Annotated in this window: 22 protein-coding genes; 6 read left to right on the top strand and 16 right to left on the bottom strand. The window is 65.0% G+C overall.

The window, feature by feature from the left end; translation table 11 throughout:
* Positions 1–28 precede the first annotated feature (28 nt).
* Both ABIB49_RS16815 and ABIB49_RS16810 read right to left on the bottom strand, forming a co-directional pair.
* A complete protein-coding gene (locus tag ABIB49_RS16815) occupies positions 29–1,753 on the bottom strand; it encodes an ABC transporter substrate-binding protein (protein ID WP_354157398.1) in 1,725 nt (574 codons plus the stop codon).
* A 32-nt stretch (positions 1,754–1,785) separates the two neighbouring features.
* Positions 1,786–2,853: an ABC transporter permease gene (locus ABIB49_RS16810; RefSeq protein WP_354157397.1), complete on the bottom strand. Its 1,068-nt coding sequence runs from the start codon at positions 2,851–2,853 to the stop codon at positions 1,786–1,788.
* A gap of 307 nt (positions 2,854–3,160) precedes the next feature.
* Between ABIB49_RS16810 and ABIB49_RS16805 the strand changes: the two genes are divergently transcribed.
* Positions 3,161–3,844 (top strand): GntR family transcriptional regulator, encoded by a 684-nt coding sequence (locus ABIB49_RS16805; protein WP_354157396.1) that lies wholly within the window; start codon positions 3,161–3,163, stop codon positions 3,842–3,844.
* A 218-nt stretch (positions 3,845–4,062) separates the two neighbouring features.
* On the opposite strand, the gene ABIB49_RS19315 is transcribed toward ABIB49_RS16805, so the two are convergent.
* Together ABIB49_RS19315 and ABIB49_RS16795 are read right to left on the bottom strand one after the other, a co-directional pair.
* The gene (locus tag ABIB49_RS19315; RefSeq protein WP_502913826.1) at positions 4,063–4,302 is read right to left on the bottom strand and encodes a hypothetical protein; all 240 of its coding nucleotides are present in this window, start codon (positions 4,300–4,302) and stop codon (positions 4,063–4,065) included.
* 161 nt (positions 4,303–4,463) lie between these two features.
* Positions 4,464–4,820: a DUF6221 family protein gene (locus tag ABIB49_RS16795; RefSeq protein WP_354157395.1), complete on the bottom strand. Its 357-nt coding sequence runs from the start codon at positions 4,818–4,820 to the stop codon at positions 4,464–4,466.
* Positions 4,821–5,140: 320 nt separating this feature from the next.
* Here ABIB49_RS16795 and ABIB49_RS16790 point away from each other — a divergent pair, with 320 nt between their 5' ends.
* The 4 genes from ABIB49_RS16790 (at position 5,141) to ABIB49_RS16775 (ending at position 9,565) form a co-directional block, all read left to right on the top strand.
* Positions 5,141–7,798, top strand: a complete 2,658-nt coding sequence (locus ABIB49_RS16790) for a winged helix-turn-helix domain-containing protein (RefSeq protein WP_354157394.1) — start codon at positions 5,141–5,143, stop codon at positions 7,796–7,798.
* Between the two features lie 128 nt (positions 7,799–7,926).
* Positions 7,927–8,616, top strand: coding sequence for a hypothetical protein (locus ABIB49_RS16785; protein WP_354157393.1), 690 nt, complete (start codon positions 7,927–7,929; stop codon positions 8,614–8,616).
* Positions 8,613–9,293 carry a DUF2306 domain-containing protein gene (locus ABIB49_RS16780; RefSeq protein WP_354157392.1) on the top strand — a complete coding sequence of 227 codons (681 nt, stop codon included), beginning with the start codon at positions 8,613–8,615 and terminating at the stop codon, positions 9,291–9,293. Before ABIB49_RS16785 ends, ABIB49_RS16780 begins: the two co-directional genes overlap by 4 nt.
* Positions 9,293–9,565, top strand: a complete 273-nt coding sequence (locus ABIB49_RS16775) for a DUF8691 family protein (protein WP_226776491.1) — start codon at positions 9,293–9,295, stop codon at positions 9,563–9,565. Before ABIB49_RS16780 ends, ABIB49_RS16775 begins: the two co-directional genes overlap by 1 nt.
* 97 nt (positions 9,566–9,662) lie before the next feature.
* On the opposite strand, the gene ABIB49_RS16770 is transcribed toward ABIB49_RS16775, so the two are convergent.
* Positions 9,663–10,076: a VOC family protein gene (locus ABIB49_RS16770; protein WP_226776490.1), complete on the bottom strand. Its 414-nt coding sequence runs from the start codon at positions 10,074–10,076 to the stop codon at positions 9,663–9,665.
* Complete coding sequence (locus ABIB49_RS16765; RefSeq protein ID WP_226776489.1) at positions 10,073–10,357, bottom strand: ArsR/SmtB family transcription factor; 285 nt, start codon at positions 10,355–10,357, stop codon at positions 10,073–10,075. The genes ABIB49_RS16770 and ABIB49_RS16765 overlap by 4 nt, the downstream gene beginning before the upstream one ends.
* Positions 10,358–10,719: 362 nt before the next feature.
* Between ABIB49_RS16765 and ABIB49_RS16760 the strand changes: the two genes are divergently transcribed.
* Complete coding sequence (locus tag ABIB49_RS16760) at positions 10,720–11,127, top strand: nuclear transport factor 2-like protein (protein ID WP_226776488.1); 408 nt, start codon at positions 10,720–10,722, stop codon at positions 11,125–11,127.
* 67 nt (positions 11,128–11,194) lie between these two features.
* Here ABIB49_RS16760 and ABIB49_RS16755 read toward each other — a convergent pair whose 3' ends face one another.
* From ABIB49_RS16755 to kdpA, 10 genes are all read right to left on the bottom strand, one after another.
* Positions 11,195–11,809, bottom strand: coding sequence for a hypothetical protein (locus tag ABIB49_RS16755; protein WP_226776487.1), 615 nt, complete (start codon positions 11,807–11,809; stop codon positions 11,195–11,197).
* A gap of 81 nt (positions 11,810–11,890) precedes the next feature.
* The gene (locus tag ABIB49_RS16750; protein ID WP_226776486.1) at positions 11,891–12,565 is read right to left on the bottom strand and encodes a class F sortase; all 675 of its coding nucleotides are present in this window, start codon (positions 12,563–12,565) and stop codon (positions 11,891–11,893) included.
* A gap of 23 nt (positions 12,566–12,588) precedes the next feature.
* Entirely contained in the window at positions 12,589–13,362 is a 774-nt protein-coding gene (locus ABIB49_RS16745) for a GVDTG sorting domain-containing protein (RefSeq protein WP_226776485.1), read from the bottom strand.
* Between the two features lie 100 nt (positions 13,363–13,462).
* Positions 13,463–13,948, bottom strand: a complete 486-nt coding sequence (locus tag ABIB49_RS16740) for a hypothetical protein (protein WP_226776484.1) — start codon at positions 13,946–13,948, stop codon at positions 13,463–13,465.
* Positions 13,945–14,385: a cupredoxin domain-containing protein gene (locus ABIB49_RS16735; protein WP_226776483.1), complete on the bottom strand. Its 441-nt coding sequence runs from the start codon at positions 14,383–14,385 to the stop codon at positions 13,945–13,947. Before ABIB49_RS16735 ends, ABIB49_RS16740 begins: the two co-directional genes overlap by 4 nt.
* 428 nt (positions 14,386–14,813) lie before the next feature.
* The gene (locus ABIB49_RS16730; protein ID WP_226776482.1) at positions 14,814–15,488 is read right to left on the bottom strand and encodes a response regulator; all 675 of its coding nucleotides are present in this window, start codon (positions 15,486–15,488) and stop codon (positions 14,814–14,816) included.
* Positions 15,485–18,145: a DUF4118 domain-containing protein gene (locus ABIB49_RS16725; protein WP_226776481.1), complete on the bottom strand. Its 2,661-nt coding sequence runs from the start codon at positions 18,143–18,145 to the stop codon at positions 15,485–15,487. The genes ABIB49_RS16730 and ABIB49_RS16725 overlap by 4 nt, the downstream gene beginning before the upstream one ends.
* Positions 18,146–18,181: 36 nt before the next feature.
* Positions 18,182–18,793, bottom strand: a complete 612-nt coding sequence (gene kdpC / locus ABIB49_RS16720) for a K(+)-transporting ATPase subunit C (protein WP_226776480.1) — start codon at positions 18,791–18,793, stop codon at positions 18,182–18,184.
* A gap of 10 nt (positions 18,794–18,803) precedes the next feature.
* A complete protein-coding gene (gene kdpB, locus ABIB49_RS16715) occupies positions 18,804–20,942 on the bottom strand; it encodes a potassium-transporting ATPase subunit KdpB (protein ID WP_354157391.1) in 2,139 nt (712 codons plus the stop codon).
* The gene (gene kdpA / locus ABIB49_RS16710; RefSeq protein ID WP_354157390.1) at positions 20,939–22,606 is read right to left on the bottom strand and encodes a potassium-transporting ATPase subunit KdpA; all 1,668 of its coding nucleotides are present in this window, start codon (positions 22,604–22,606) and stop codon (positions 20,939–20,941) included. Before kdpA ends, kdpB begins: the two co-directional genes overlap by 4 nt.
* Positions 22,607–22,610: the final 4 nt, after the last annotated feature.

The raw sequence follows: 22,610 nt of genomic DNA, 5'->3' as shown, positions 1-22,610 counted from the left end.
GGCCCGCGTCTCCTTCTGTGAGGACCGGTTAGTGCTCGACGCCGACGATCGACAGGTCGATGCCGCCGAAGAAGTAGCCCACCTGGGCGTTGCGGATATTGGAGCCGACGATGCTGTTCGTGTGGCTGCGCACGAGCGGAATGATCGGGTAGGTCTTCAGGGCCTTTCCGAATTCCTCGGCCCACTTCGTGCCCAGCTCCTCGGAGGTCCCGGCGGTGTCCCGCAGCTCAAACATGGCCTTGGAGACCTGCGGGTCGAAGTACCGGGAGGTGTTGGAGAACCCGTAGCTGGTGCCGTCATTGTTCGGGCCCAGCAGGGGGTCCGCCGAGGTCCGGATCGACGCAGCATCCGCGCCCCCGCACCACCCCGAACGTCCCATGTCCGGGAGCTGCTCGCTTGCCATAACGGAGTAGTAGTTCGGGGCCGGAATCGGCACCAGCTGGACGTCGATGCCCAGGGCCTTGAGGTTTTCCTGGACCACGGTGCCCGTGTTCTTGTAGGCGTCCCGGTTGTTGGCGTAGCCATAGGTGAGGGACTTGGGGTAGGTCTTTCCTTCGAGGAGCTTCTTGGCTTCCTCCAGCTTGGGTTTTCCGGTGGGATCGATCTCCAGGTCCTGGGCTACATATCCGCGCATCTTGTCGTTGAGCGGTGTCTGGGTGAGCTCGCCGAAACGGCGTCCTCCGTACTGGACCAGGATCGACTGGCGGTCCACGGCAAGGGCAATAGCCTTGCGGACGTCCGGGTCCTGGATCTTCTGGGTGTTTAGGCTCAGCACGTCGTTGCAGCCCAGCAGTCCTGAGGCCACCCGGTCCTTGACCTGGGCATCGGCCAGCTTGGCCGAATCCGACGTTTGGAGGGCGCCGTTCGAGTCCAGGGTGATGGCGGAGGGGTCGGAGTTGGCCAGCAGCTGCTGGCTGATGGTGGCCTGGGATGTGGACAGGGAAAAGCTGAAGGTGTCCGGGAGTGCAGTGCGGTTGGGATCCGTCGCAGGATCCCAATGTGGATTGCGGACGAGCTTGAGCGACTTCCCGCGGTTGTACGATTCCACCATGTAGGGGCCGGAGGAGACCGGGTGGTTCGTGTAGTCGAGTTTTGTGTCCTTGTCCCGGGGCACGGGAGCGGTGTTGGATCGTGAGGCCAGCGCGGGGAACTCCGCGAAGGGCTTCTTGAGATGGAACACGACGGTGCGCTCATCAGGAGTCTCGACGGCATGGAGCACCGAGGCAGGATCCTTATAGGGCCCTTTGTAGCCGGCCGCGTCGAGCGCGGAATTCATCTCCTGGGGTGCCTGGGTGTAGACGTCCTGCGCGAAGGTGCGCTCGATCCCGTATCTAACGTCGGTCGAAGTGATCGGCCGGCCGTCTTCGAACTTGACGCCATCACGGAGCGTGAACGTCCAGGTCAGGCCGTCGGCGGAGGCCGTCCCCGTGTCCGTGGCGAGGTCCGGGACGATGGTGGGCGGCTGGCCCGCCGTTTCTTTGGCCATGGTGAGCGTTCGGTAATACAACTGCCCGACGTTGGCCGTCTGGACGTAGTTGCTGTTTCCAGGGTCAAGGGTCTGGAAGTCGGAGGACATCAGGACGTTGATATTGCCGCCCTTGGTCGTGAAGCCCGGCTTGACCACCACCGCGGCCAGCTCCGTTGCTGAACCGCTGGTCTTCGTCGAGCCCGGCTGGCCTTGGGCCGCTCCGCAGCCAGTAGCGGCTACGGAGATCAGCACAGCGAGTGCCAGCACTCTGGATGGGTATTTCATGTTTCTCCTCATTCGGGGGTTGGTGACGGGTGCTAGTGGCGTGAGGCCTTGGGGTCCAAAGCATCACGGACGGCGTCGCCGAGCAGGTTGAACGCCAGGACGGTGACGAGGAGCATCGCTCCCGGGACGGCCAGAAACCATGGATCACTGAGGTACCAGTTGCCGGACTGGGCGGCGTTGAGCATCTGGCCCCAGGACGGAGTCGGATCCTTGACACCAACGCCGAGGAAGGACAGTGCCGCTTCCGCGGAGATGTTGGTGGGGATGAGCATTGTGGCGTACACCAGCACGACCCCCATCACGTTGGGGATGATCTGCCGAAACAGCACGCTGAGGTGGGAGGCGCCGAACGAGCGGGCTGCCTCAACAAATTCACGCTCCCTCAGGCTGAGGACCTGGCCTCGGACAATCCGGGCAAGATATGCCCAGCCGAAAAACCCCAGGATGATGACCAGCGAGGCCATGGGCAGGAAGCTTCCCTGGCCCAAGGGCGTGCCGCGCAACCTGGACTGAAGGATCGGCGTCAGTGAAAGCACCAGCAATAGGTGCGGGAAAGCCAGGAAGAGATCCGTGATCCGGCTGATGATCGCGTCCGTCTTTCCCCCGAAATAGCCCGCCGCCGCCCCGAGCACTGTTCCAAGTACAACGGAAACCGCCGTTGATAGAAGGGCGATAGTGAGGGAGACCTGGCCGCCGAAGGCGAGACGCGCGAACAGGTCCCTCCCGAGACCAGGCTCCACCCCCAGCCAGTGCTGCCCTGAGGGATACATGTAGCCAGGAAGCGGCAGCCCAGGAGTTTCGTAGTCATCAAGCACGTCCGGGCTGGTATTGGACGTAAACGGATCATTCCCGGACCAGGCGCTAAGGACAGGCGCGAGCACCGCAAAGAGAACGATGGCGACCACAATACAGAGGCTCAACAGGGCGATCTTGCTCCTGCGGATCCTGAGCCACGCCGTGGCCAGCAACGACCGTGCCTGGGCTGGAACGGCAGCGACGGCGGGTTGGCCGCCGGGGGACAGGGGGCCGCTGGCGCCGGCGCTGTCGCCAGGCAACGTCCTCGCAGCATCTGGTGTGGCACCGGACTGAAGCTGGGTCATTGGGAACGCTCGATTCAGGTCCGCGGAGCAGGCTCCATTGTTTTGTATACCAAACATAGATTAGAGCACCATTTGTGCGATGTAAATCACCTTTAGATATTATTTGGAATACCAGCCTTGATGCGGCCCATACTCCGCGGCACACCGGCATACGTGTCCATTCCCGGGGCAAGCCAAACCAGAACCGGCAGGATGGAAGCCGGTGGGTGTGCCCGGAGCCGGCAGTCGGGCACGTGTATGCTCAGGTGGAACGCTGAGCGGCACGGTCCGCAGGGCCAGAGGGTGAGTGATGAACGGCGGGGTGAATGTGATTGAACCGAAAGGGGATGCGCTGAACGGGCGGGACGACGAGGTCCGGGCCGAACACGTGTATCAGCTTGTCCTTGAGGGGATTGTGACAGGCAAATACGAGCAGGGGACGCGGCTGCGCGAACGGGAACTCTCAGAACTTCACAGCGTGTCAAGGATCCCCGTCCGGGAGGCCATCCAGCGCCTGGAACAGGACGGCTTCGTCGAAACATCACCTCGCAGGGGTGCGGCGGTGCGGCGGCTGACGCTCACCGACGTCAACGAACTCTTCGACGTCCGCCTCTGCCTCGAAACTTTTGCCGCGCGTGCTGCAGCGGTCCGGGTTGCCGAAGGTCAAGACGGTGCAAGATTGCAGGAACTCGTGGACGAAACACGACGCGCTATCGACGACGGTCCTGAGGCGAATGTTGCAGGTCTCAGCGCGGAATTCCATGCCGAAATTGTGCGGCTCTCCGGCAACCGACTACTTGTCGATTCTGTGAAGCCCCTTTTTGGCCGGATGCGCTGGATCTTTGGCCTCGCCCACAACCGCAGCAATGAGCTTCAGCGTGACGAGCACGTGGAGCTCTGCAATGCCATCCTGCAGGGCCGCCCGGACTTGGCTTATTCCCTTGCGTACTCCCATATCGAGTTAGGCCGCGAACCAGTACTTGCCGGGCTCGCCCATACGCTCGCGCCGTAGCTGCCGGTGTAATCGACCCGGCAGCACCTTCGTGCCGGACCGGGAGGATCTGCCGGGCGCGGTGTCCGCGGCCGCTGATCGGCAGCAGACCACGCAGTTCGTGCGGCCTGATCACTTGTCGCGCGGACACCCCGACGCTCCTGGGGCATCGGGAACGGCAAATGCGGAGCGCACAAGGCACGGTGGCTCCCTCAGGTTGAGCAGTAGGCCTGAGTTCTTCAGGAGATCTGCGTCGCGCATAGCGGCTTGTGGCACCGAACAGAGGAGGGCATCAGTGCACGGATGGGCGGGGGAGCCGAGCCCAGCATCAGCGTCGCCCGCTTCCACAATTCGCCCGGCATACATAACAGCCAGGCGGTCGGCAGCTCGAGGATCTGGGCTTGCACGGTAACGTCCAGTGCTGTCGTCGGTTCGTCCGCGATCAACAAGGGCGGCTCGAGGGCAATGGCCATCGCGATGAGGATCCGCTGATGGATACCCCCGGAAAACTGATGCGGCCCGTCAGCCGGCCGGGCCCAGTAGATCCGGCCGGGATCGGAGGCACCGACGGGGGAGTGTTAAAAGCCGGGAGTCGAGCCGTCATTCAACGCAGGCGGCCGGGGGTTGTCCTAAAAGGTATCTATCCCCGGGACGGGTCGCCGGGTCCAATGGTGGGCGGTTCCGGGTCCCAATCCGGATTGTAGTCCGGGTGGTCCCGGTGGGCACCTGCGAGCAGAACGAGCATGGTTCGCCTGGCGATGGCGATGGTGTCGGTTGCTTCATCGGGGTCGGTGATCCCTTCCGCGGCGGCTGATTCCTTCCAGCTCGCAATGAGGGCTCGCTGCTGGGCGCATTCTTCCAGCATGCGTTCCTGTACGGTGGCGTTTTCTTCGCTGCCATCAGCGGGATTCGTGGATGAGCCGAGTGTGAAGGCCCCGGCTCGGAGCGCCGACTCCTGCTCCGAGGTCCGGTCTTCCAGGAACTGGACAATATCCATGTCATTCATTATTTCAGCTCTCGTGCCGCGCATATCGTTTCGGGACAGGACCGTTCGGCCTTGCAGCGTTAGTGGGCCAAGGCGAACTTATGGGGCGGGATCGGTTAAAGCAAGGGCCCGTCCCCGGGAGGGTTTGAGTGCCAGAGGCGGCCGCACTGCCGAAGCGGCATCGATGTTGACCAGCGCCTCGGTAGGCTGGTGTTATCTGCCACACACTTTTGGCCAACGGGGATCACATGGCATATCCGATAATTGCTACGAAGCTGTTCGTTCCGAAGCTGAGACGTGCCCTGGTACCTCGCCCCAGGCTCAGCGAACGCTTGCGTGGCGGAGCTGAGCCGCGGCTTACGCTGATATCCGCTCCGGCTGGCTTCGGCAAGACTACGCTGCTCGCAGAGTGGCTGGCTGAAACGCCCGGTGAAGCCCGCTGTGTTGCCTGGCTCGCGCTCGACCCTGCGGACAACGAGCCTGCGTCGTTCTGGACCTACGTAGTGAATGCCCTCCAAATGGCGGTGCCGGGCATCGGTCCGGTTGCGCTTGAGCTCATCGCGTCCAGACCAATGCCCACCGAGCTTATTCTTGCGACGATGCTGAACGATCTGGCCGCGGCTGCCGCTGATGTTTGGCTTGTGCTCGATGACTACCATGTGGTCGACAGTGGCGATATCAGCGCGGGAATGGTTTTCCTGCTTGAGCACCTTCCGCCTCGCGTGCACGTGGTGATCAGCACGCGGGCCGACCCGGATCTGCCACTGTCCCGGTGGCGGGTGCGCGGCGAGCTGATCGAGATCCGTGCCGCGGATCTGCGCTTCACCTCGGAGGAGGCCGCCGCCTATCTCAAAGAAGTGGCGGGACTGGACCTGGCCGCGGACGACGTGGCGACGCTGGAAGAACGGACCGAGGGGTGGATTGCCGCGCTTCAGCTCGCCGCGCTCTCGCTCCAACGGCACGACGACGTCGCCGGCTTCATCGCCCGCTTCGCCGGGAACGACCGCTATGTGCTCGACTACCTCGTCGAGGAGGTGCTGCGGCATCAACCTGATGCGGTTCGTCGGTTCTTGCTGGACTCGGCTGTTCTCAACAGGCTCACCGGTCCGCTCTGTGATGCGCTTACCGGGCGCGGCGACGGGAGCCAAATGCTCACGGCCTTGGAGCGGGCGAACCTGTTCCTCGTCCCGCTGGATGATCGGCGTGAGTGGTACCGCTACCACAACCTGTTCGCCGACGTGCTGCGGGCCCGCCTCCTCAGCGAGCACCCCGAACGGATTCCGTTACTGCACCAGCGCGCCAGCCGGTGGTATGAATCCCATGACCAGAGTGAGGACGCCGTCAGGCATGCCTTGGCCGCCTTCGACTTCGACCGTGCCGTGCACCTGATGGAGTTGGCGGTGCCGGTACTGCGGCGCAACCGCCAGGATGCCGTATTGCATAGTTGGCTGAGCGTCCTTCCCGAGGATGCCATTCGCCGCAGTCCGGTCCTGAGTGTCTTCTTTGCCGGGATGCTGATGGCCTCCGGGGACCTTGACGGGGTGGAGTCCTGGCTCGATGACGCGGGTAGCGCACTCGCTGCGGAAGTGAAACTCGGCGTGCCGGAATCAGCGTCACGCGGTGGAACGACGCCGTCCTGGGCCGGCATAGAGGAGGTCCAGACACTGCCGTCGACAATTGCTGTTTATCGGGCTTCCCTCGCACAGGCACGGGGTGATATGGCGGCCACCTCGTCTTATGCCCGGCAGGCACTTGAGCTTGCCGGCCCGGATGACCATCTCGCGCGCGGCGGGGCCGCCGGGTTCCTGGGGCTCGCAGCCTGGGCTGCCGGCGACGTGCGGAGAGCGGCGCGGACGTTCTCCGAGGCTGTGGCGAGCCTGCGAGCAGGCGGAAACCTGGTCGACGAGCTCAGCGGCACGGTGGTGCTCGCGGACCTGTGGCTCGCGACGGGGCGTCCCGGCGAGGCACGCCGGCTGTATCAGAAGTCGCTGAAGCGGGCCCGGGCGCGCGGTGGATCCATGGCCCGGGCGAGCAGTGACCTGCATGTCGGGCTGGGCGAAATTGATCGCCAGGCCGGAGACCTCGGCAACGCCAAGCAGCACCTTGAGCTGGCCGCGGCGTTTGTTCACCGCGGACCGATGACGGAAAGCCGTTACCGGTGGTTCGTGGCGTCGGGACTGGTGGCCCGCGATGAAGGAAACCACGATCGCGCCATCGATTTTCTTGACCAGGCGGAGGAGCTCTACCGGCCCGGGTTCTTCCCGGATGTGCGCCCGATAGCCGCCATCAAGGCGCGCGTTTGGATAGCCCAGGGCGCCTTGTCGGAGGCTGCTGGCTGGGCACGTGAACGGGGGCTTTCCGTCACGGACGAGGTCAGCTATCTCAGGGAATACAATCACCTGACGCTGGTGCGGCTGTTGATTGCCCAGGAGCGGGCCGACCCGGAAGGCGGCGCCGTCCGGGGCGTCCACCGCCTGTTGGCGGAGTTGCTGACCCATGCCTCGGCATCCGGGCGCGCGGGCAGCGTGGTGGAGATCCTTATGCTCCAGGGTTTGGTGTACCACGTGCAGGGGCATCGACGACTGGCGCTCGAAGCGCTTCGCTGCGCGTGGGAGGAAGCGTCTGAACCCGATGAGTACGTGCGGCTGTTCCTGGACGAAGGAGCGCCCATGGTGGAGTTGTTGCGTTCGGCAATGCACGACGGCGGCACCGTCGCCCACGCGTCACGGCTGCTCAACCTGGGCAAGGGGTCTGCGGCGCAAACCTCCAGGCCAGGGGAGCGCCCGGCGTCGGCCGTTGACTCCCTCAGCGAGCGGGAGATCCAGGTTCTCAAGCTCCTCGACAGCGCGCTGACCGGACCGGAGATCGCCCGCGAACTGTTCATCTCGCACAACACCTTGCGATCCCACACCAAACACGTCTTCACGAAACTCGGCGTAACCAGCCGCCGAGCAGCGGTTCTTTGTGCCCGCGACCACGGGCTGATCTAGCCGCTACCACGATCATGTTTCATCCTGTCAGTCACATCATGGGGTGACGCCGGGTCACACCATCCGTCCCTACCTTTGAGTTATCCGGCAGCGCCACGCGGCCGGGACTTACGATTAGGGAGCCAGACATGTCCATAACACCCGCCCGCCTCGCCCGCTCAGCCGGCCTGGCCGCCGTCGCAGCAGGCTTGCTGTTCATCGGTGTCCAGATCAGCCACCCTCCCTTGGATGCAGAGTTCGCCACCACCACCGAGTACACGGTCCGACAAAGCCTGAAGGTGCTGATGTCCGGCCTATCGCTGGTCGGCATCACCGGCATGTACCTGCGCCAGGTGAGGCAGGCCGGAGTGATGGGCCTGATCGGGTACCTCGTGTTCGGCGCCGGCTACCTCTTGATGATGAGCGTCGAAGTCATCGGGGCTGTTGTCTTTCCAACGCTTGCCCGAATGGCGCCCGGATACGTCAACGACGTCTTTGCCGTAGTGACGGGCGGCCAGGCCAGCGGCGACATCGGCCTGATGCAGCTCCTGAACCTGGCCTCGGCCGCCACCTTCCTCGGCGGCGGCCTGTTGTTCGGCATCGGACTCTTCCGCGCCGGCATCCTCGCCCGGTGGGCCGCCGTGCTGCTCGCCGCCGGATCCGTGGCAACTCTCGCCATCCCGCTGCTTCCGCAAGTCAACGAACGGCTGTTCGCTATTCCTACCGGTGTAGCCATGATCGGCCTCGGCTACTCGCTGTGGCACGGCTTGCGCGCCCCTGCTGCCCGTCGCCTCAACGGCACGGTCAGCTCACCGCTCCACCAAGCAGGCGCCAAGTGAGCATTCAGGCGGCGGCGCGTCCCCACCGGCCGGCCCGCCAGGTGGGGTGGGTGCCGTTCGCGCTGGTAGCCCTCGTCCTGGTTCCGGCCGCTGCCGGTTGCCTGCGGCTGTTGGAACTGGCCGGCGGCCCGCCGCTTATCCCGGATAACGCCCGGATGACCGCCTCGCCCCTGGCTGTGACAGTGCATATCGTCTGCGCCGTGGGATACGCCGTCGTCGGCGCATTTCAATTCGCCCCCAGGCTCCGGCGTCGCCACCCGGTTTGGCACCGGACGGCTGGACGAGCTTTGTTGGGACTCGGCCTGGCAGTGGCGGCATCTGCACTGTGGATGACGTTGTTCTACCCCCGCCAGCCGGGCACCGGGGAACTCGCTTATGTGTTTCGACTGGCTTTCGGATCCGGCATGGCTGCCAGCATCGTCCTGGGATTCGCGGCAGTCCGCCGAGGCGACATAAGCCTTCACCAGGCATGGATGACGCGGGCCTATGCCTTGGCCCTAGGAGCAGGCACCCAGGTATTCACCCAAGGCATAGGACACGCAGCGTTCGGCACCAGCGTGCTAAGTACCGACCTTATGCTGGGCGCCGGGTGGGCTATCAATCTCACGGTCGCTGAGGTCGTCATCCACCGCTGCAGCAGCCGGACCGGGCCGCCGGCGCCGGAGGCCTGGTCCTAATGGGGCAGCGACGCAGACAAAAGGATCCCGCTGGCTACCAGCTTCGGGTGGATGGGCACCTCGACGAGCGCTGGTCTGCCTGGTTCGGCGACCTTACCCTGACCCACGAAGACGATGGGACGACCAGCCTGCGCGGTTTCGTCCCTGATCAACCGGCGCTGCACGGGCTCCTGGTGAAAGTCCGAAATCTTGGCCTCATCTTGATCTCGGTGGAGGCCATCGACCCATCAGATACACAAGCGCCCACGGCGGAAGTAATCGACGGCGCATGATTTTCCCCATGATTCGGTCTTCTCGGTCGGAATCTTCGAGACGGCGTCGCCGAGTTCGCGCAGCTGGGTGAAGCCGTGGTTCGAATCCGTCGCTCGCTCAGCGGGAGTCGGCGTCGTCCTCGTCCCGCTTCATTTCGATGAGCTGGATGAGGTTGCCGCAGGTGTCATCAAAGACGGCCACCACAGCGGTGCCGATGTCAGTTGGCGGCTGCGTGAACACCACGCCCCTGCTGGTGAGTCTGGAGTGCTCGGCTTCGATGTCGGCGACGGCGAATTGAGCGAGTGGAATGCCGTCCTCGACCAGGGCATCCCGATACGGCTTTACTGCCGGGTGGCTCGACGGTTCGAGAAGCAGCTCCGGACCATCCGGCGATTCGGGGGATACAACGGTGATCCAGAAGTCATCGCCGAGGGGGATGTCGTGGCGCTTCGAGAAACCGAGTACGTCCGTGTAAAAGGCAAGGGCAGCGCGCTGGTCGTCGACGAACAGGCTCGTCAGGGCAATTTTCATTCTTCGATCCTCTTTCTGGCGGTCCATCGTCCGGTAATCTCGGCGATTGGCTCAGGGTTAAAGTAGTGGAACTTGGAACGTCCGCGCCGCTCCGTCACTACGAGGCCTGCCGACTCAAGCACGCCGAGGTGCTGTGAGATCGCCTGGCGCGTGAGGCTGAGGCCATGCCGCACCGTCAGCATGGAACAGATCTCAAACAGGGTTTGACCGTCGCGCACTGACAACTCATCAAGGACTGTGCGCCGTGTCGCATCGTCGAGTGCTCGGAAGACATCAACCATGGCTTCACTATAGGCAAGTCACCGCTTGCTTATCAAGGCTGCGACCGTTCCGCAAACGTCCGCCGGAGTAACTGCTGGTATTCCACCAGGTGGCAGCCACCTCTATCCGCCGACCGGAACGGGCCGCAGTAGTTGCCCGGACTGACGGATGCACGGCAGGCGGGCCAGGGTAGAGAATTCCGGCAGATCCTGCCACTGCCGTTTGGGACACACCGTTGCCAACGCGGCGTTGTTTAGTCGATGATGGCCGTGTGCCCCAACGCCAGCAAAAAGTCTGGAGATCCAATCAGCCGACGGGCCGCCCCTAAGCCGCGGTCAGGCACAACACTCGGCGACAAGGGGACAGACGGAGGGATATTTCGATGAACGCTGATCAAGCGGCGTCCAACGGTGAGACCCGCCTCGCCTACATCCTCGGTGTGCCTCTGGCCGAGAATGCGGTGCGGCAATGGCCTCAAATGGGCGAGGTCGTGCGCACCAAAAAGCTGATCGGCAGCGTCGAGGGCAATTTCGCCGAACTTACGCTCGAGGTTGGAAGACGCCTCTACCTGAAAGATGTTGTGGTGGTGGAGTGGACGTGCAACTACGGCGACGGTCGGCTCTACCGCAACGTGACCATCGGCGAACTTGAGGATGGGAAAGCCGTGCGAGTCACCGACTACTGGGGAGAACCCACTGACACCCCGCAATGGCGAGAGCCGATGACCGGCCGGCTCGACATGCCCGGTGACGGCATCTGGAAAGACGACGAGCACCTCAGCCACCACTGACGCCACCGTTGGCCGCCGCCGGGGGCGTAGGAGTTGCTAGCGAGCACAGCCACCACTAACGGGCGCTTTAGGGGTGTTCGGTCCAGCAGGCCAGGATGGTGGTTGCGATTTGGTATGCAAATGCCGCGGGTGTGACGCTGTTCGGCCCGACGGCTCCGGGCAGGTCTGTGGCGTCCACGGACAGGGTCATGTTGTCCTTCAGGAAAACAACTGACCCCCGGGGTGTCTCGTAGGCCGGGAACCCGAGGTTGGCAAGCCCTTGGATCGGCGCCGCATCCCCGGCTTCACTTTGCAGCGCATCAAAGTACTGGCGAGCCGCTGCAGGATCAGCTGATTCCTTCACGGAGATCACGAAGCTTCCTTCGGCAAGGTGATAGGTACAGGTGAAGAGTTTGTCGGCCCAGCTGCTCACGCTGTGCGGGGCAGCGCTGAGGGCAAGGCTCGAAGAGATATTGTCCTGCGTCTCTTTCCCGCACACCATTTGGGCCGCTTCAGGTGGGCCCTCGGCCGCGGCCGGGGCGTCGGTGCCGGTATCGTGTTGCTCCCCGGTGTGCCCCGCCGCGTGGGTCTCCGACGCCGTCGGCGCCGCGGCGCCGGGAGCGGCGGCTCCGGCGGCAGCGCAGCCGGACAGCAGCAGCGACGCCGCGGCCAGTGCTGCAAGCCAGGAATTTTGGTATTTCATGTCGCGTCCACTTCCTTGTGAATTATCGCTCGCGTCGTTTTGCAACGGAGCCGCCGTGGCAATGTTGCACAGACCGGACGGTCAGGTTTGGAGCGTGGCGTAGACGACGTAGTTGTCGTCGAACAGTCCCGTGGCTGGATCGTATCCATCGCAGGTGATCAGCCGCAGTTCGGCCGCAGTCGTATTGCCGTAGACCTCCAGGGTGGGGAACGCGTCCTTGCCATAAGCTGCGGCCCGGTCAACCGTGAACGTTGCGGTGGAGCCGTCGGTCCGTTGGATGGTGACAGGTGTTCCAGCGGTAAGGCTGCGGAGGTTGGCGAAAACTCCGGGTCCGCCGCCGACCGCGTTGACGTGGCCCAGCAGGACGGCCGGTCCGCGTTCACCGGGGGTGGGTGATCCGTTGTACCAGCCAGCCGGTGCTCCGGGGCCGTCCGGCGGCACCTGAAGAGACTTGTTATCCCGCAGGCCCAGGCCGAGGAGTTCAGTCTGGACGCCGATCGCCGGGATGGAGAGCGAGGCAGGAGTAGATTTCGGCAGCACAGTGGGAAGGGCCTGGGCGGACACCGTGGCCGGTGCCGGGCTGGTGGCCGTCGCCGAAGCCGTGGATGTGTTCGGTGTTGGCGACGCTGACCGTGCCGCACCGGAGGCGCCGGCGGATATTTCTGCGTTGCCTGCCGAGCAGCCGGCAAGGAGCAGAAGTCCAACCGCCGCGGAGGCCAGCAGGCTTCCGCGGCGGCCGAAATTCGTTGTCGTCATAATGACAGTCCGGGCAGCTGTGCTTAAGCCGCTGAACCGGAATGGCGGCGGCGAACCAGATAAACCCCGCCGGCGGCGGCTGCAAGCACAAGGCCACCACCCAGCGCGAGCGTTCCCGCGTCCGTTCCGCTGGTACCCTGTGCGACGCCGGTGTCAGCGCCACCGACCGGCATGGACATTTGACCGACAGCCAGGGTTCCACACAGGGCCGGCGATGTTGCTGCCAGCGGCAGGGTAGGCGCCAGATCGCTCTTCGCCGCCTGGCCGGCAGCGCTCAGCGTGGCCGGGTCGAGACCATGGACAACCACAACCGCGGTTCCGGCTTCCAGGGCAGCCTTAGTTTCCGCGTTCAATTCGAACGTGCGGTCAACGGTGTAGCTGGCGCCCTGACCGGCGACCTTGAGGTCCAGCCCGGCGGCCGGGCTGGTATCGCCGGTGGTGGAGAGCGTGGTGACAATGCCGCCATAGGACGGAGCTCCCTCTGTTGTGCTGACCACACCGTCGCCGTCCATATCCGCACCCGGTGCCGGGCACGCGCCCTTGGCACCGCCGTGGATGTGCTGAACATGCGGGTAAGGCGCGTCCATAAAGGTCTGGGCCAGTCCTGCAACCTTCAGCACAACGTGCGCCTGGTTACCCGTGACGTCGACGGTGACCGTGCCGGACGCGGAGCTGCCGTTGATCTGTCCCAGTGTGGACTGGTATGACCCGTCGGCCGCCATGGCCGGGGCACCGGAAAGGGCGAGCGCTCCCAGAGCAAGGGTGGGTATTGCCATGAATCGCAGTGTCTTCTTCATCGAAGCATTCTCCTCATGCAAGTGTTCGTGATGTCCCACGTTAGGGACAGCAGTAGTTCGGAGCGGATTGGGATCCAGATGTGTTTGGATGTGAGATAAATTACGCCGGCGGGCCCTGGGGGCTCGCGCCCGCTGCTGTGGGGCCGGGCCCGCGCGTTTGCGCGCCCTTGCGCAGCAGGAGATATCCACCAACGGACAGCAGCCCGGCCAGCCCCTCGACGACGGTGGCGAGGACCTTTTCCGGGTACCAGACAGGCTCATACATAGCCGGGATCGGCCCGATCTCCGGCAGCTGAACGTAGCGGTAAATGATTGCCGCGGCGAACGCCGAGAGTGACATCACTGCCGCCCCAATAAAGGCCCGCGAGCCCCCATTGAGCAGGACAAACACCGCCGCCAGCAACGACCCCGCAGCGTGGATTCGGAACAGGGTTCCCTGCCCGACGCCGCCCGGTGCGGCCTCTTGGTAACCGGCGGCAAGCTGGAAGTGGATCACCGCACTGATCGCCAACCCGGCAGCAATCAGGGTGCGCAGGCCCAGCCGCACAACAGCCGACCGGCCTACGCGCTGCCTGGCCGGCGTCATTTCACGACCAGTGTTCCGGCCATCCGGGGATGGTACGTGCAGATGACGGCGTAATCGCCAGCGTCCTTGGGGGCCGTGAAGGTTATAGTTTGCCCGGCCGCCACCTGCGCATTAAACGCCCCACCGTCCTTGGCGGTGACCGTGTGCGGGGCGGTGTCCTCGTTGATCACAGTGATTGTCGCTCCAGGCGCGACGGACGCCGGCATCTCATAGGCGAAGTCCCGGATTTTGATCACGGTTTCCCCGTCCGGTGCGGCCGGTCCGGAGGAAGCCCCGGATGATCCCGGAGTTGTTGCACCCGGCGATGCCTGCGCCGCGGATGAAGTGGAGGCAGGCGGATCCTGGCTCGGTGCCTGCCCGGCAGGGGCGGAGCATCCGGTCAGGCCCGCAAGTCCTGCGGCCGCGACAATGATCCACGCTCGGTTGCCAATTTTCATGAGGTCCCTTTCAACGGTGTGATCGTCCAAGAACGCAGGGCGGCGTTGTCAGCCCAGCCCCACGTATGATATTCGTCACGCCGCACCACAGGGACTGCCCGGTAAGCAGCCCGGTTTACCCGATGCTGACAATCCGCCGCCAGCGGGCAGGCTTCCCCCAGCGAACCCTCGTTGCGTTCGCGCCCGGCGCCGCCGGCATTCGAGCCTACGCGGTGCATAACAACGCTTTCCGACGCCGGAATCATAGACTGCCGTCGCAAGTGTCGTCGGGCATCCTGCCGGGGACAACGTAAAACTCCGCGGCGTCAATTTTCCATCGGCCGTTACCCCGGCCGGACTTCGGCGCAAACCAGCTCCGGCACCAATCAGACCAGCCTGCCCAACGCGGGCCACAAGTGCAAAGGCCCGGCCGGGTTTATGGCTGCGGGTCAGGGCATGAACCTGTATCCGATGCCCGCCTCGGTCAGGAAGTGGCGGGGGTTGCCGGCTTCTTGTTCGAGCTTGCGGCGGAGCTGGGCCATATACACACGCAGGTAGTTGGCTTCCTTGGCATACGCAGGACCCCAGATTTCGGTGAGCAACTGCTGTTGCGTGATGAGCTTCTCGGGGTTCCGGACCAACAGTTCCAGGATGCCCCATTCGGTGGGGGTCAGCCGAACATCCTCCCCGTTGCGGGTGATGCGTTTTTTAGCCAGGTCCACAGTGAAAGCGGGAGTGGATACGATGGGCGTTTCGTCGGCCTGGATGCTGCGGCGTTGGACGGCCCGCAGCCGCGCCAGCAGCTCGTCCAGTCCAAAGGGTTTGGTGACGTAATCGTCGGCTCCGGCATCCAGGGCCCGGACCTTGTCCTCGGAGCCGTGCCGTGCGGACAGGACCAGGATCGGGACGCGGCTCCATTGCCGGAGACGGTTGATGACGGTCGTTCCGTCCATGTCCGGCAGGCCCAGGTCCAGCACGATGACGGCGAAGCTGTGTTGGGCGGCGGCCCTAAGTGCGGAATCGCCGTCGGGGGCCGTCACAACGTTGTATCCGTGCGCATGCAGGGTGATCTTGAGGGCTTTGAGAATGTGGGGATCGTCGTCGACCACAAGCACGTCGTTCACTGCGTGGCCTCCGTCGCGGACGCGGGTTGGGTGTTCAGCGGCCGCGGGAGGGCTGGCTGCGCCTGACGCCGTGTTTGGCCACCAGTTTGGGCCCCAGTCTGGTGGAATGCCGCCCCGGGAGAGAGGGGCAGCCGGATCACCATCGTCAGTCCGCCAGCTGGTGTCCCTTCCGCGGTCAGGGTTCCGCCCATCGCCTCGGTGAAGCCTTTGGCAACAGCCAGTCCCAGACCCACGCCAGTTGCCTGCGGGACGTCATCGAGGCGTTGGAACGGCTGGAACATCCGTACGACGCTTTCCGCCGGCACGCCCTGGCCGTGGTCGATGATGCGCAGTTCCCCCGCAGGCTGGCCACCCAGCGTTGCGTGGCTGAGCCCGCCTGCTGCTCCTACAATCACAACGTCGGAGTCCGGTGCGTACTTGACGGCGTTCTCCACGATATTTGCGATGACGCGTTCCAGCATTCCGGCGTCAGCCTCGACTTCGGGCATATTGCCGGGCAGCTCGATCCGCACCCGGCCGGCCGGGATTCCCTGCAGAGCGGCAGGCATCACGTCGTACCAGCGCGCTGGCCTGATGAGCGGATTGACGGAATCGGAGGTGATCCGGGACATGTCCAGCAGGTTGCCCACCAGCGCATCCAGCCGGTCAGAGCATTCGTCTATGGTCGCGAGCAGCTCTTGTTCCTCCTCGTCGGTGTAGTGGACGTCCGGCTGCCTGAGGCCGCCGACGGCCAGTTTGATGCCCGCCAGCGGTGTCCGAAGGTCGTGGGAGACCGCACGGAGAATGGCGGTCCGCATCGTGTTGCCCTCGGCAAGCCGCACGACGTCCCGGCGGCTGGCCGCCAGCTGCTGGCGCTCCAGCTGCGCGGCCAGGTGCACGCCGAACGCACCGAGCAACCGTCTGTCACTGGCGGGCAGTGTCCGTCCGGAGAGGACGAGGCGGGTTGTGGAGTCGATCTCTTCGATGTTTTCCGCACCGTCAAGGCCGGCGGAAGGGACTGTGCCGGCCTGTGCCACGAGCCGCCAGCCGGCCTTCCCTGCCCCTCCAGTGCCGGGGTTTCCGGCGGAACTGTAGAGGACCGCGCCACTGACCTGGAACACGTCCAGGGCCTGATCGAGGAGTCCCTTTAGGGTGTCCTCGGCACGGCCGGCGCTGCGGGTGAGGTCCCCCAGCGTGGCTGCCTCCGCCCGTGCGCGCGAGGCTTCCTTGGACCGGCGGGCGGAGAGGTCGACGACGACGGCAACGGCCGCGGAGACGCCCACAAAGACCAACAGGGCGAGAAGATTCTGCGGGTCGCTGATGGTCAGGTTGCCCAGTGGGGGTGTGGAGAAATAGTTGACCAGGAGGCTGCTCCAGAGGGCGGCCAGGACGGCGGGCCAGAGTCCGCCGACCAGCGCGACGGCGACGGACCCGGCGAGCTGGATGAGTGCTGCGGTGGCAACATTCCGGTCCGGGTTCAGCGAGAGCAGCATCTGCAGCAGTACAGGAAGTACGACGGACAGGACAAAACCCGCGGCGACACGGATCCGCCCGAGGTCCCGTTGCCGCCGCGGACCGGCGCCGCGGCCGCCGAGGGGGTGGGAGACCATGTGGACGTCGATGTCACCGGAGTCGCGCACGACCCTGGTCCCGGTGCCGCCGCCGAGCAGGCTTCCCAGGAGGCCCGCGAGCCGCTTGTGGCGTGAGATGCCGACGACAATCTGGGTGGCGTTGACGCTGCGGGCGAAGTCCAGCAGCGCGTCAGCCGGATCCTCGCCGGTCACGACGTGGTAGCTGCCGCCCAGGTCCAGGATCAAACGACGCTGGGCTTCGAGAGCTTGGGGTGATTCGCCCGCCACGCCGTCAGCCGCCCGGACGTGCACGGCCAGCAGGTCCCCGCCATTGACGCGGTTCAGGATCCGGGCCCCGCGGCGGATCAGGATCTCCCCTTCGGGGCCGCCGGTCAGGCCCACAACAATCCGCTCCCGGGCGGGCCAGGTAGCCTCGATGCCCTGTTCAGCGCGGTACCTGGCCAGGCCTTCATCCACCCGGTCAGCCAGCCAGAGAAGTGCCAGTTCCCGCAGGGCGGTGAGGTTGCCCAGCCGGAAGTAGTTCGTCAGGGCCGCGTCAATCTTGTCGCCGCTGTAGATTTTGCCATCGCCCAGCCGCTGGCGCAGCAGCTCAGGGGAAATGTCAACCAAGTGGATCTGGTCTGCCCGGCGGACGATGTCGTCCGGCACGGTCTCGGCCTGGCGGACGTTGGTGATGGCGCTGACGACGTCGCCCAGGGATGCCAGATGCTGGATGTTGACCGTGGACAAAACGTTGATGCCGGCATCGAGGAGTTCGTCGATGTCCTCCCACCTTTTGGCATGGCGGCTGCCGGGAATGTTGGAGTGGGCATATTCGTCCACTACCGAGGTGCCGGGAGCCCGTGCAAGAACGGCGTCCAGGTCCATTTCCACAAACTCCGTCCCGCGGTATGCCAGGTGCTTGGACGGCACAACTTCCAGCCCCTCTAGCAGGGCACTGGTGTCGCTGCGCCCATGGTCCAGGGCCCAGGCGACCACAACGTCCTCGCCGCGCCGGCTTAAGCGGTGCGCTTCCTCAAGCATCGCGTAGGTTTTACCGACCCCGGGCGCGGCTCCCAGGAAGATCCGCAGCGTGCCACGGGCCATGGACTTATCCTTTCGCTCGGACTCTCAGGTGGACTCTCACTTGGACTGTACCGTGGCAGCGAGATCAATGTTGAGGGCAGTCACGTTCACGGAAGGCTGGCCCAGGAAGGCCTCCAAGCCGCCGCTGGTGTGCTTGTTGACCAGGGACATCACCGCATCGGCGCTCAGGTGCTGCGCCCTGGCAACGCGGGGAACCTGCAGCCGGGCGTAGGCGGGGGAGATATCCGGGTCCAGACCCGAGCCGCTGGCAGTTACCGCGTCTGCCGGCACCCGTTCCGCGTCGACGCCTTCGGCGCCAGCAACAGCTGACCGGTTGGCGGTGACGGCGTCCAAGAGCTTGGGATCATTGGGACCGAGGTTGCTGGCCGATGACGACGCCGGGTCCCATTTCACCGCGGAAGACCGGGCATGGAACCACCGCGGATCCTGGACGCCGGCGTCGTCGGCGGGGGCCTGGACGATCAAGGCAGACGCTGCCGGGGCTCCCGCCCTGTCTTTGATGATGGACCCGTTGGCCTGGTACGGGGCGATCAGCTGCCCGACGCCAAAGACGGCCAGCGGGTAGGCGGCGCCAAGGACGAGGGCGGCGAGGAGCAGGAACCGCAGCGCAGTTCCGGCCTGGCGCAGATAGCCGGTAAGAGTGTTCATAATGGTCTTCCTAGCCGATGCCGGGGATGAGGGAAATGATCAGGTCGATGATCTTGATGCCGACGAAGGGGGCGATGAGTCCACCGAGCCCGTAGATCAGCAGGTTCCGGGCCAGCGCCTGATTGGCCGAGACGGCGCGGTATTTCACACCCCGGAGCGCGAGCGGCACCAAGGCGACGATGACCAGGGCGTTGAAGATCACCGCGGAGAGGATGGCCGAGGAGGGGGTTGCCAGGCCCATGATGTTCAGCAGCCCGAGCCCCGGGAAGGCCGCGGTGAAGAGGGCGGGCACAATCGCGAAGTACTTGGCGACGTCGTTGGCGACCGAGAACGTGGTCAGCGCCCCGCGGGTGATCAGCAGTTGCTTGCCGATGCCGACGATATTGATGAGTTTGGTGGGATCGGAGTCGAGGTCCACCATGTTGGCAGCGTCCTTGGCGGCGGGGGTGCCGGAGTTCATGGCGACGCCGACGTCCGCCGCGGCCAGGGCAGGGGCGTCGTTGGTGCCGTCCCCGGTCATGGCCACGAGCCGGCCGGCTGCCTGCTCCTTTTTGATGACCGCGAGTTTGTCCTCGGGGGTTGCTTCGGCCAGGAAATCATCGACGCCGGCCTCGGCGGCGATCGCCCGGGCGGTAACGGGGTTGTCCCCGGTGATCATCACGGTGCGGATGCCCATTTTCCGCAGTTCGTCGAATCGGGCGTGCATTCCGGGTTTGACGACGTCGGCGAGGTGAACGGTCCCCAAAATTTCCGCGCTGCCGTCCTGGCTCACCTGGGCGACCAGCAGGGGAGTGCCGCCCCCGGCGGAGATGTCGTTGACGCGGTCCGTGACCTCCGCCGGGGTGTGGCCGCCGTAACCGGCAACGAACGCGGACACGGCAGAGGTGGCGCCCTTTCGGATCTGCCGGCCGTCAAGGTCCAGCCCGCTCATACGCGTGCTGGCGCTGAAAGGGACCACAGTGAAATCACCGGAACTGCGCTGCAGCGTTGCCAGATCCTGCCCGGCAGCACCGTCCCCGGCGGCGAGATCCACGATGGACCGTCCTTCCGGGGTTTCGTCGGCCAGGCTGCAGACCCGGGCCGCTTCCACAAGCCGGGCCGGCTCAACACCATGGGCGGGGAAGAAATTCACGGCCCGGCGGTTGCCGTAGGTGATGGTTCCGGTCTTGTCGAGCAGGAGGGTGGTGATATCTCCGGCGGTCTCCACGGCGCGGCCGGAGGTCGCCAGCACGTTGTGCTGGACCAGCCGGTCCATCCCGGCGATGCCGATCGCCGGGACCAGGGCCCCGATAGTGGTCGGGATCAGGCAGACCAGCAGCGCAACCAGCACAATCGGCGACGGCGTTGCGCCGGCGAGGGCGGCGAACGGCGCCAGTGACATGGTCACGGCCAGGAAGACGATGGTCAGTGATACCAGCAGCACGTGGAGAGCAATCTCGTTGGGCGTTTTCTGCCGCACGGCGCCCTCGACGAGCTTGATCATCCGGTCGACAAACGTCGCGCCGGGCTCGGCGGTGATGCGGATGACGATCCGGTCCGAGAGGACCTTTGTACCGCCGGTGACGGAACACCGGTCGCCGCCGGATTCGCGGATCACCGGCGCCGATTCGCCGGTGATCGTCGATTCGTCGACGCTGGCCAGGCCCTCGATGATTTCGCCGTCCGAGGGGATGACGTCTCCCGCTTCGCAAATGACGACGTCGTTGAGCCGAAGCTCGGTGCCGGGGACCTCTTTGATGGCTCCGTCGGGCTGCCGGAGCCGGGCCAAGATTCCCTGGCGGCTGGCGCGGAGGCTGTCGGCCTGGGCCTTGCCGCGGCCCTCCGCGATGGATTCGGACAGTGTGCCGAACAGTGCGGTGAGCCATAGCCAGGCGGTGACCGCAATGCCGAAGGCCGACGGCCGGTAGAAGGAGAGCGCAGTACACAAGGCGGCGCCCACCAGCACTGTGAACATGACCGGGGAATGGATCATCTGCCCGGGCGCGAGTTTCCGGACTGCGAGAGGCAGGGCGGCCATAACGCTTGCGAACGTCAGTTTTGCCGGGGTTTTTGTGTGGTGTTTGTGTTCGCCGGGGGTGCCGAGGGGGTTGCCGTCGGCGTAGGTTCGGGTGGCGGTGTCCGCGGCGGGTGCCGAGCTGGACCGGGTCATTTGAGGAGTCCTTCTGCGAGGGGCCCGAGGGCAAGGGCAGGGAAGTAGCTCACGGCGGTCATAATTACTGTCACGCCGAGCAGCAGGGCGCCGAACAGCAAGCCGTGGGTGGGGACGGTACCGGCGGAGGCGGGAACCTTGCCTTGCCGGGCCAGGGAGCCGGCCAGGGCGAGCACCAGGATAATCGGCAGGAAGCGGCCAAACAGCATTGCCAGGCCCATCATGACCGAGAGGTACGGCCCTGATGTGGTGATGCCGCCGAAAGCGGACCCGTTGTTGTTGGCCCCGGATGTGAAGGCGTAGAGCACCTCACTGAACTGATGGGGACCGGTCGACGGGGCGTTGGCAACTGCATCCGGCAGCAGGACGGTGATACCGGACAGGGCCAGCACCAGCGTGGGAGTGATCAGGATGTACATGGCTGCGAGCTTCATTTCCGTTGGGCCGATCCTCTTGCCCAGGTACTCCGGGGTCCGCCCCACCATCAGGCCGGCGATGAAGACGGCGATGATCGACAGAATAAGCAGGCCGTAAAGCCCCGAGCCGGTTCCGCCGGGGGCTACTTCGCCGAGCATCATGTTGACCATGGCTACTGCGCCGGCCAGCGGCGGCAGGGAGTCATGGGCGACGTTGACCGCGCCGGTGGAGGTCAGCGTGGTGGCCGCGGCGAAGATCGCGCTCGGCGCGGGACCAAAGCGTTGTTCAAATCCTTCGCCCAGCCCGCCGGCCGCAGCGGTCGCAGCGCCCTGGCCCGAAGCCACGGCCCATCCCATCAGGGTGGTGGAAGCAAGCCACAGGGAGCCCATTACCGCAGCCACGGTGTAGCCCTGCTTCTGGTCGCCGACCATCCGGCCGAAGGCGTATGGCAGGGCCGAAGGGATGAGCAGGATCAGGAACACCTCGAAGAAGCTGATGACGGCGTTCGGGTTCTCGAACGGGTGGGCGGAGTTGGCATTGAAGTAGCCGCCGCCGTTGGTCCCGAGGACCTTGATGGCTTCCTGGGACGCCACCGGGCCGCCGGGAATGGTCTGGCCGACTCCGGTGAACTGGTTCGTGACGTCGGTCGGCCAGAAGTTCTGCACCACGCCGCCGAGGACCATCACCACTGCCGCGATGAACGCGATCGGCAGCAGGATCCGGAACGACGTCCGGGACAGATCCACCCAGAAGTTGCCCAGCCGTTGCGTCCTCGTTCGGGCGATGCCGCGGATGAGGGCGACGGCGACGACGATGCCGACCGCTGCGGAGAGGAAGTTCTGGACCGCAAGCAGGGCCATCTGAACGAAAATGCCCACGGTGGCCTCCGGCACATACGTTTGCCAGTTCGTGTTGGTCACAAAGGAAACGGCGGTGTTTATGGCTATCCACGGGTCCACGCCGGGCAGGGAGCCGCTGCCAGGCAGGACGCCCTGGAGGCGTTGGAGGCCGTACACGGCCAGGATGGATACAGCAGAAAACGCCAGAACGCTGCGCAGGTAGACGGACCAGGTCTGCTCAGTACCCGCGTCGATTCCGGCAAGCCGGTAGAAGAGGCGCTCGGGACGGCTGGATTTTGTGCCCTCGAACACCCGGGCCAGATAGATACCAAAGGGCTTGTGCAGGGCCGCCAGCACCAGCAGGAGTCCGGCCACCTGGACGATGAAAGACGCAGCATTAAAAGTCATAGTC

Source organism: Arthrobacter sp. UYCu512 (assembly GCF_040547075.1).
GTDB lineage: Bacteria > Actinomycetota > Actinomycetes > Actinomycetales > Micrococcaceae > Arthrobacter.
The sequence above is the reverse complement of the archived record's forward strand: the minus strand, read 5'-3'. Positions and strand labels throughout refer to the sequence as shown.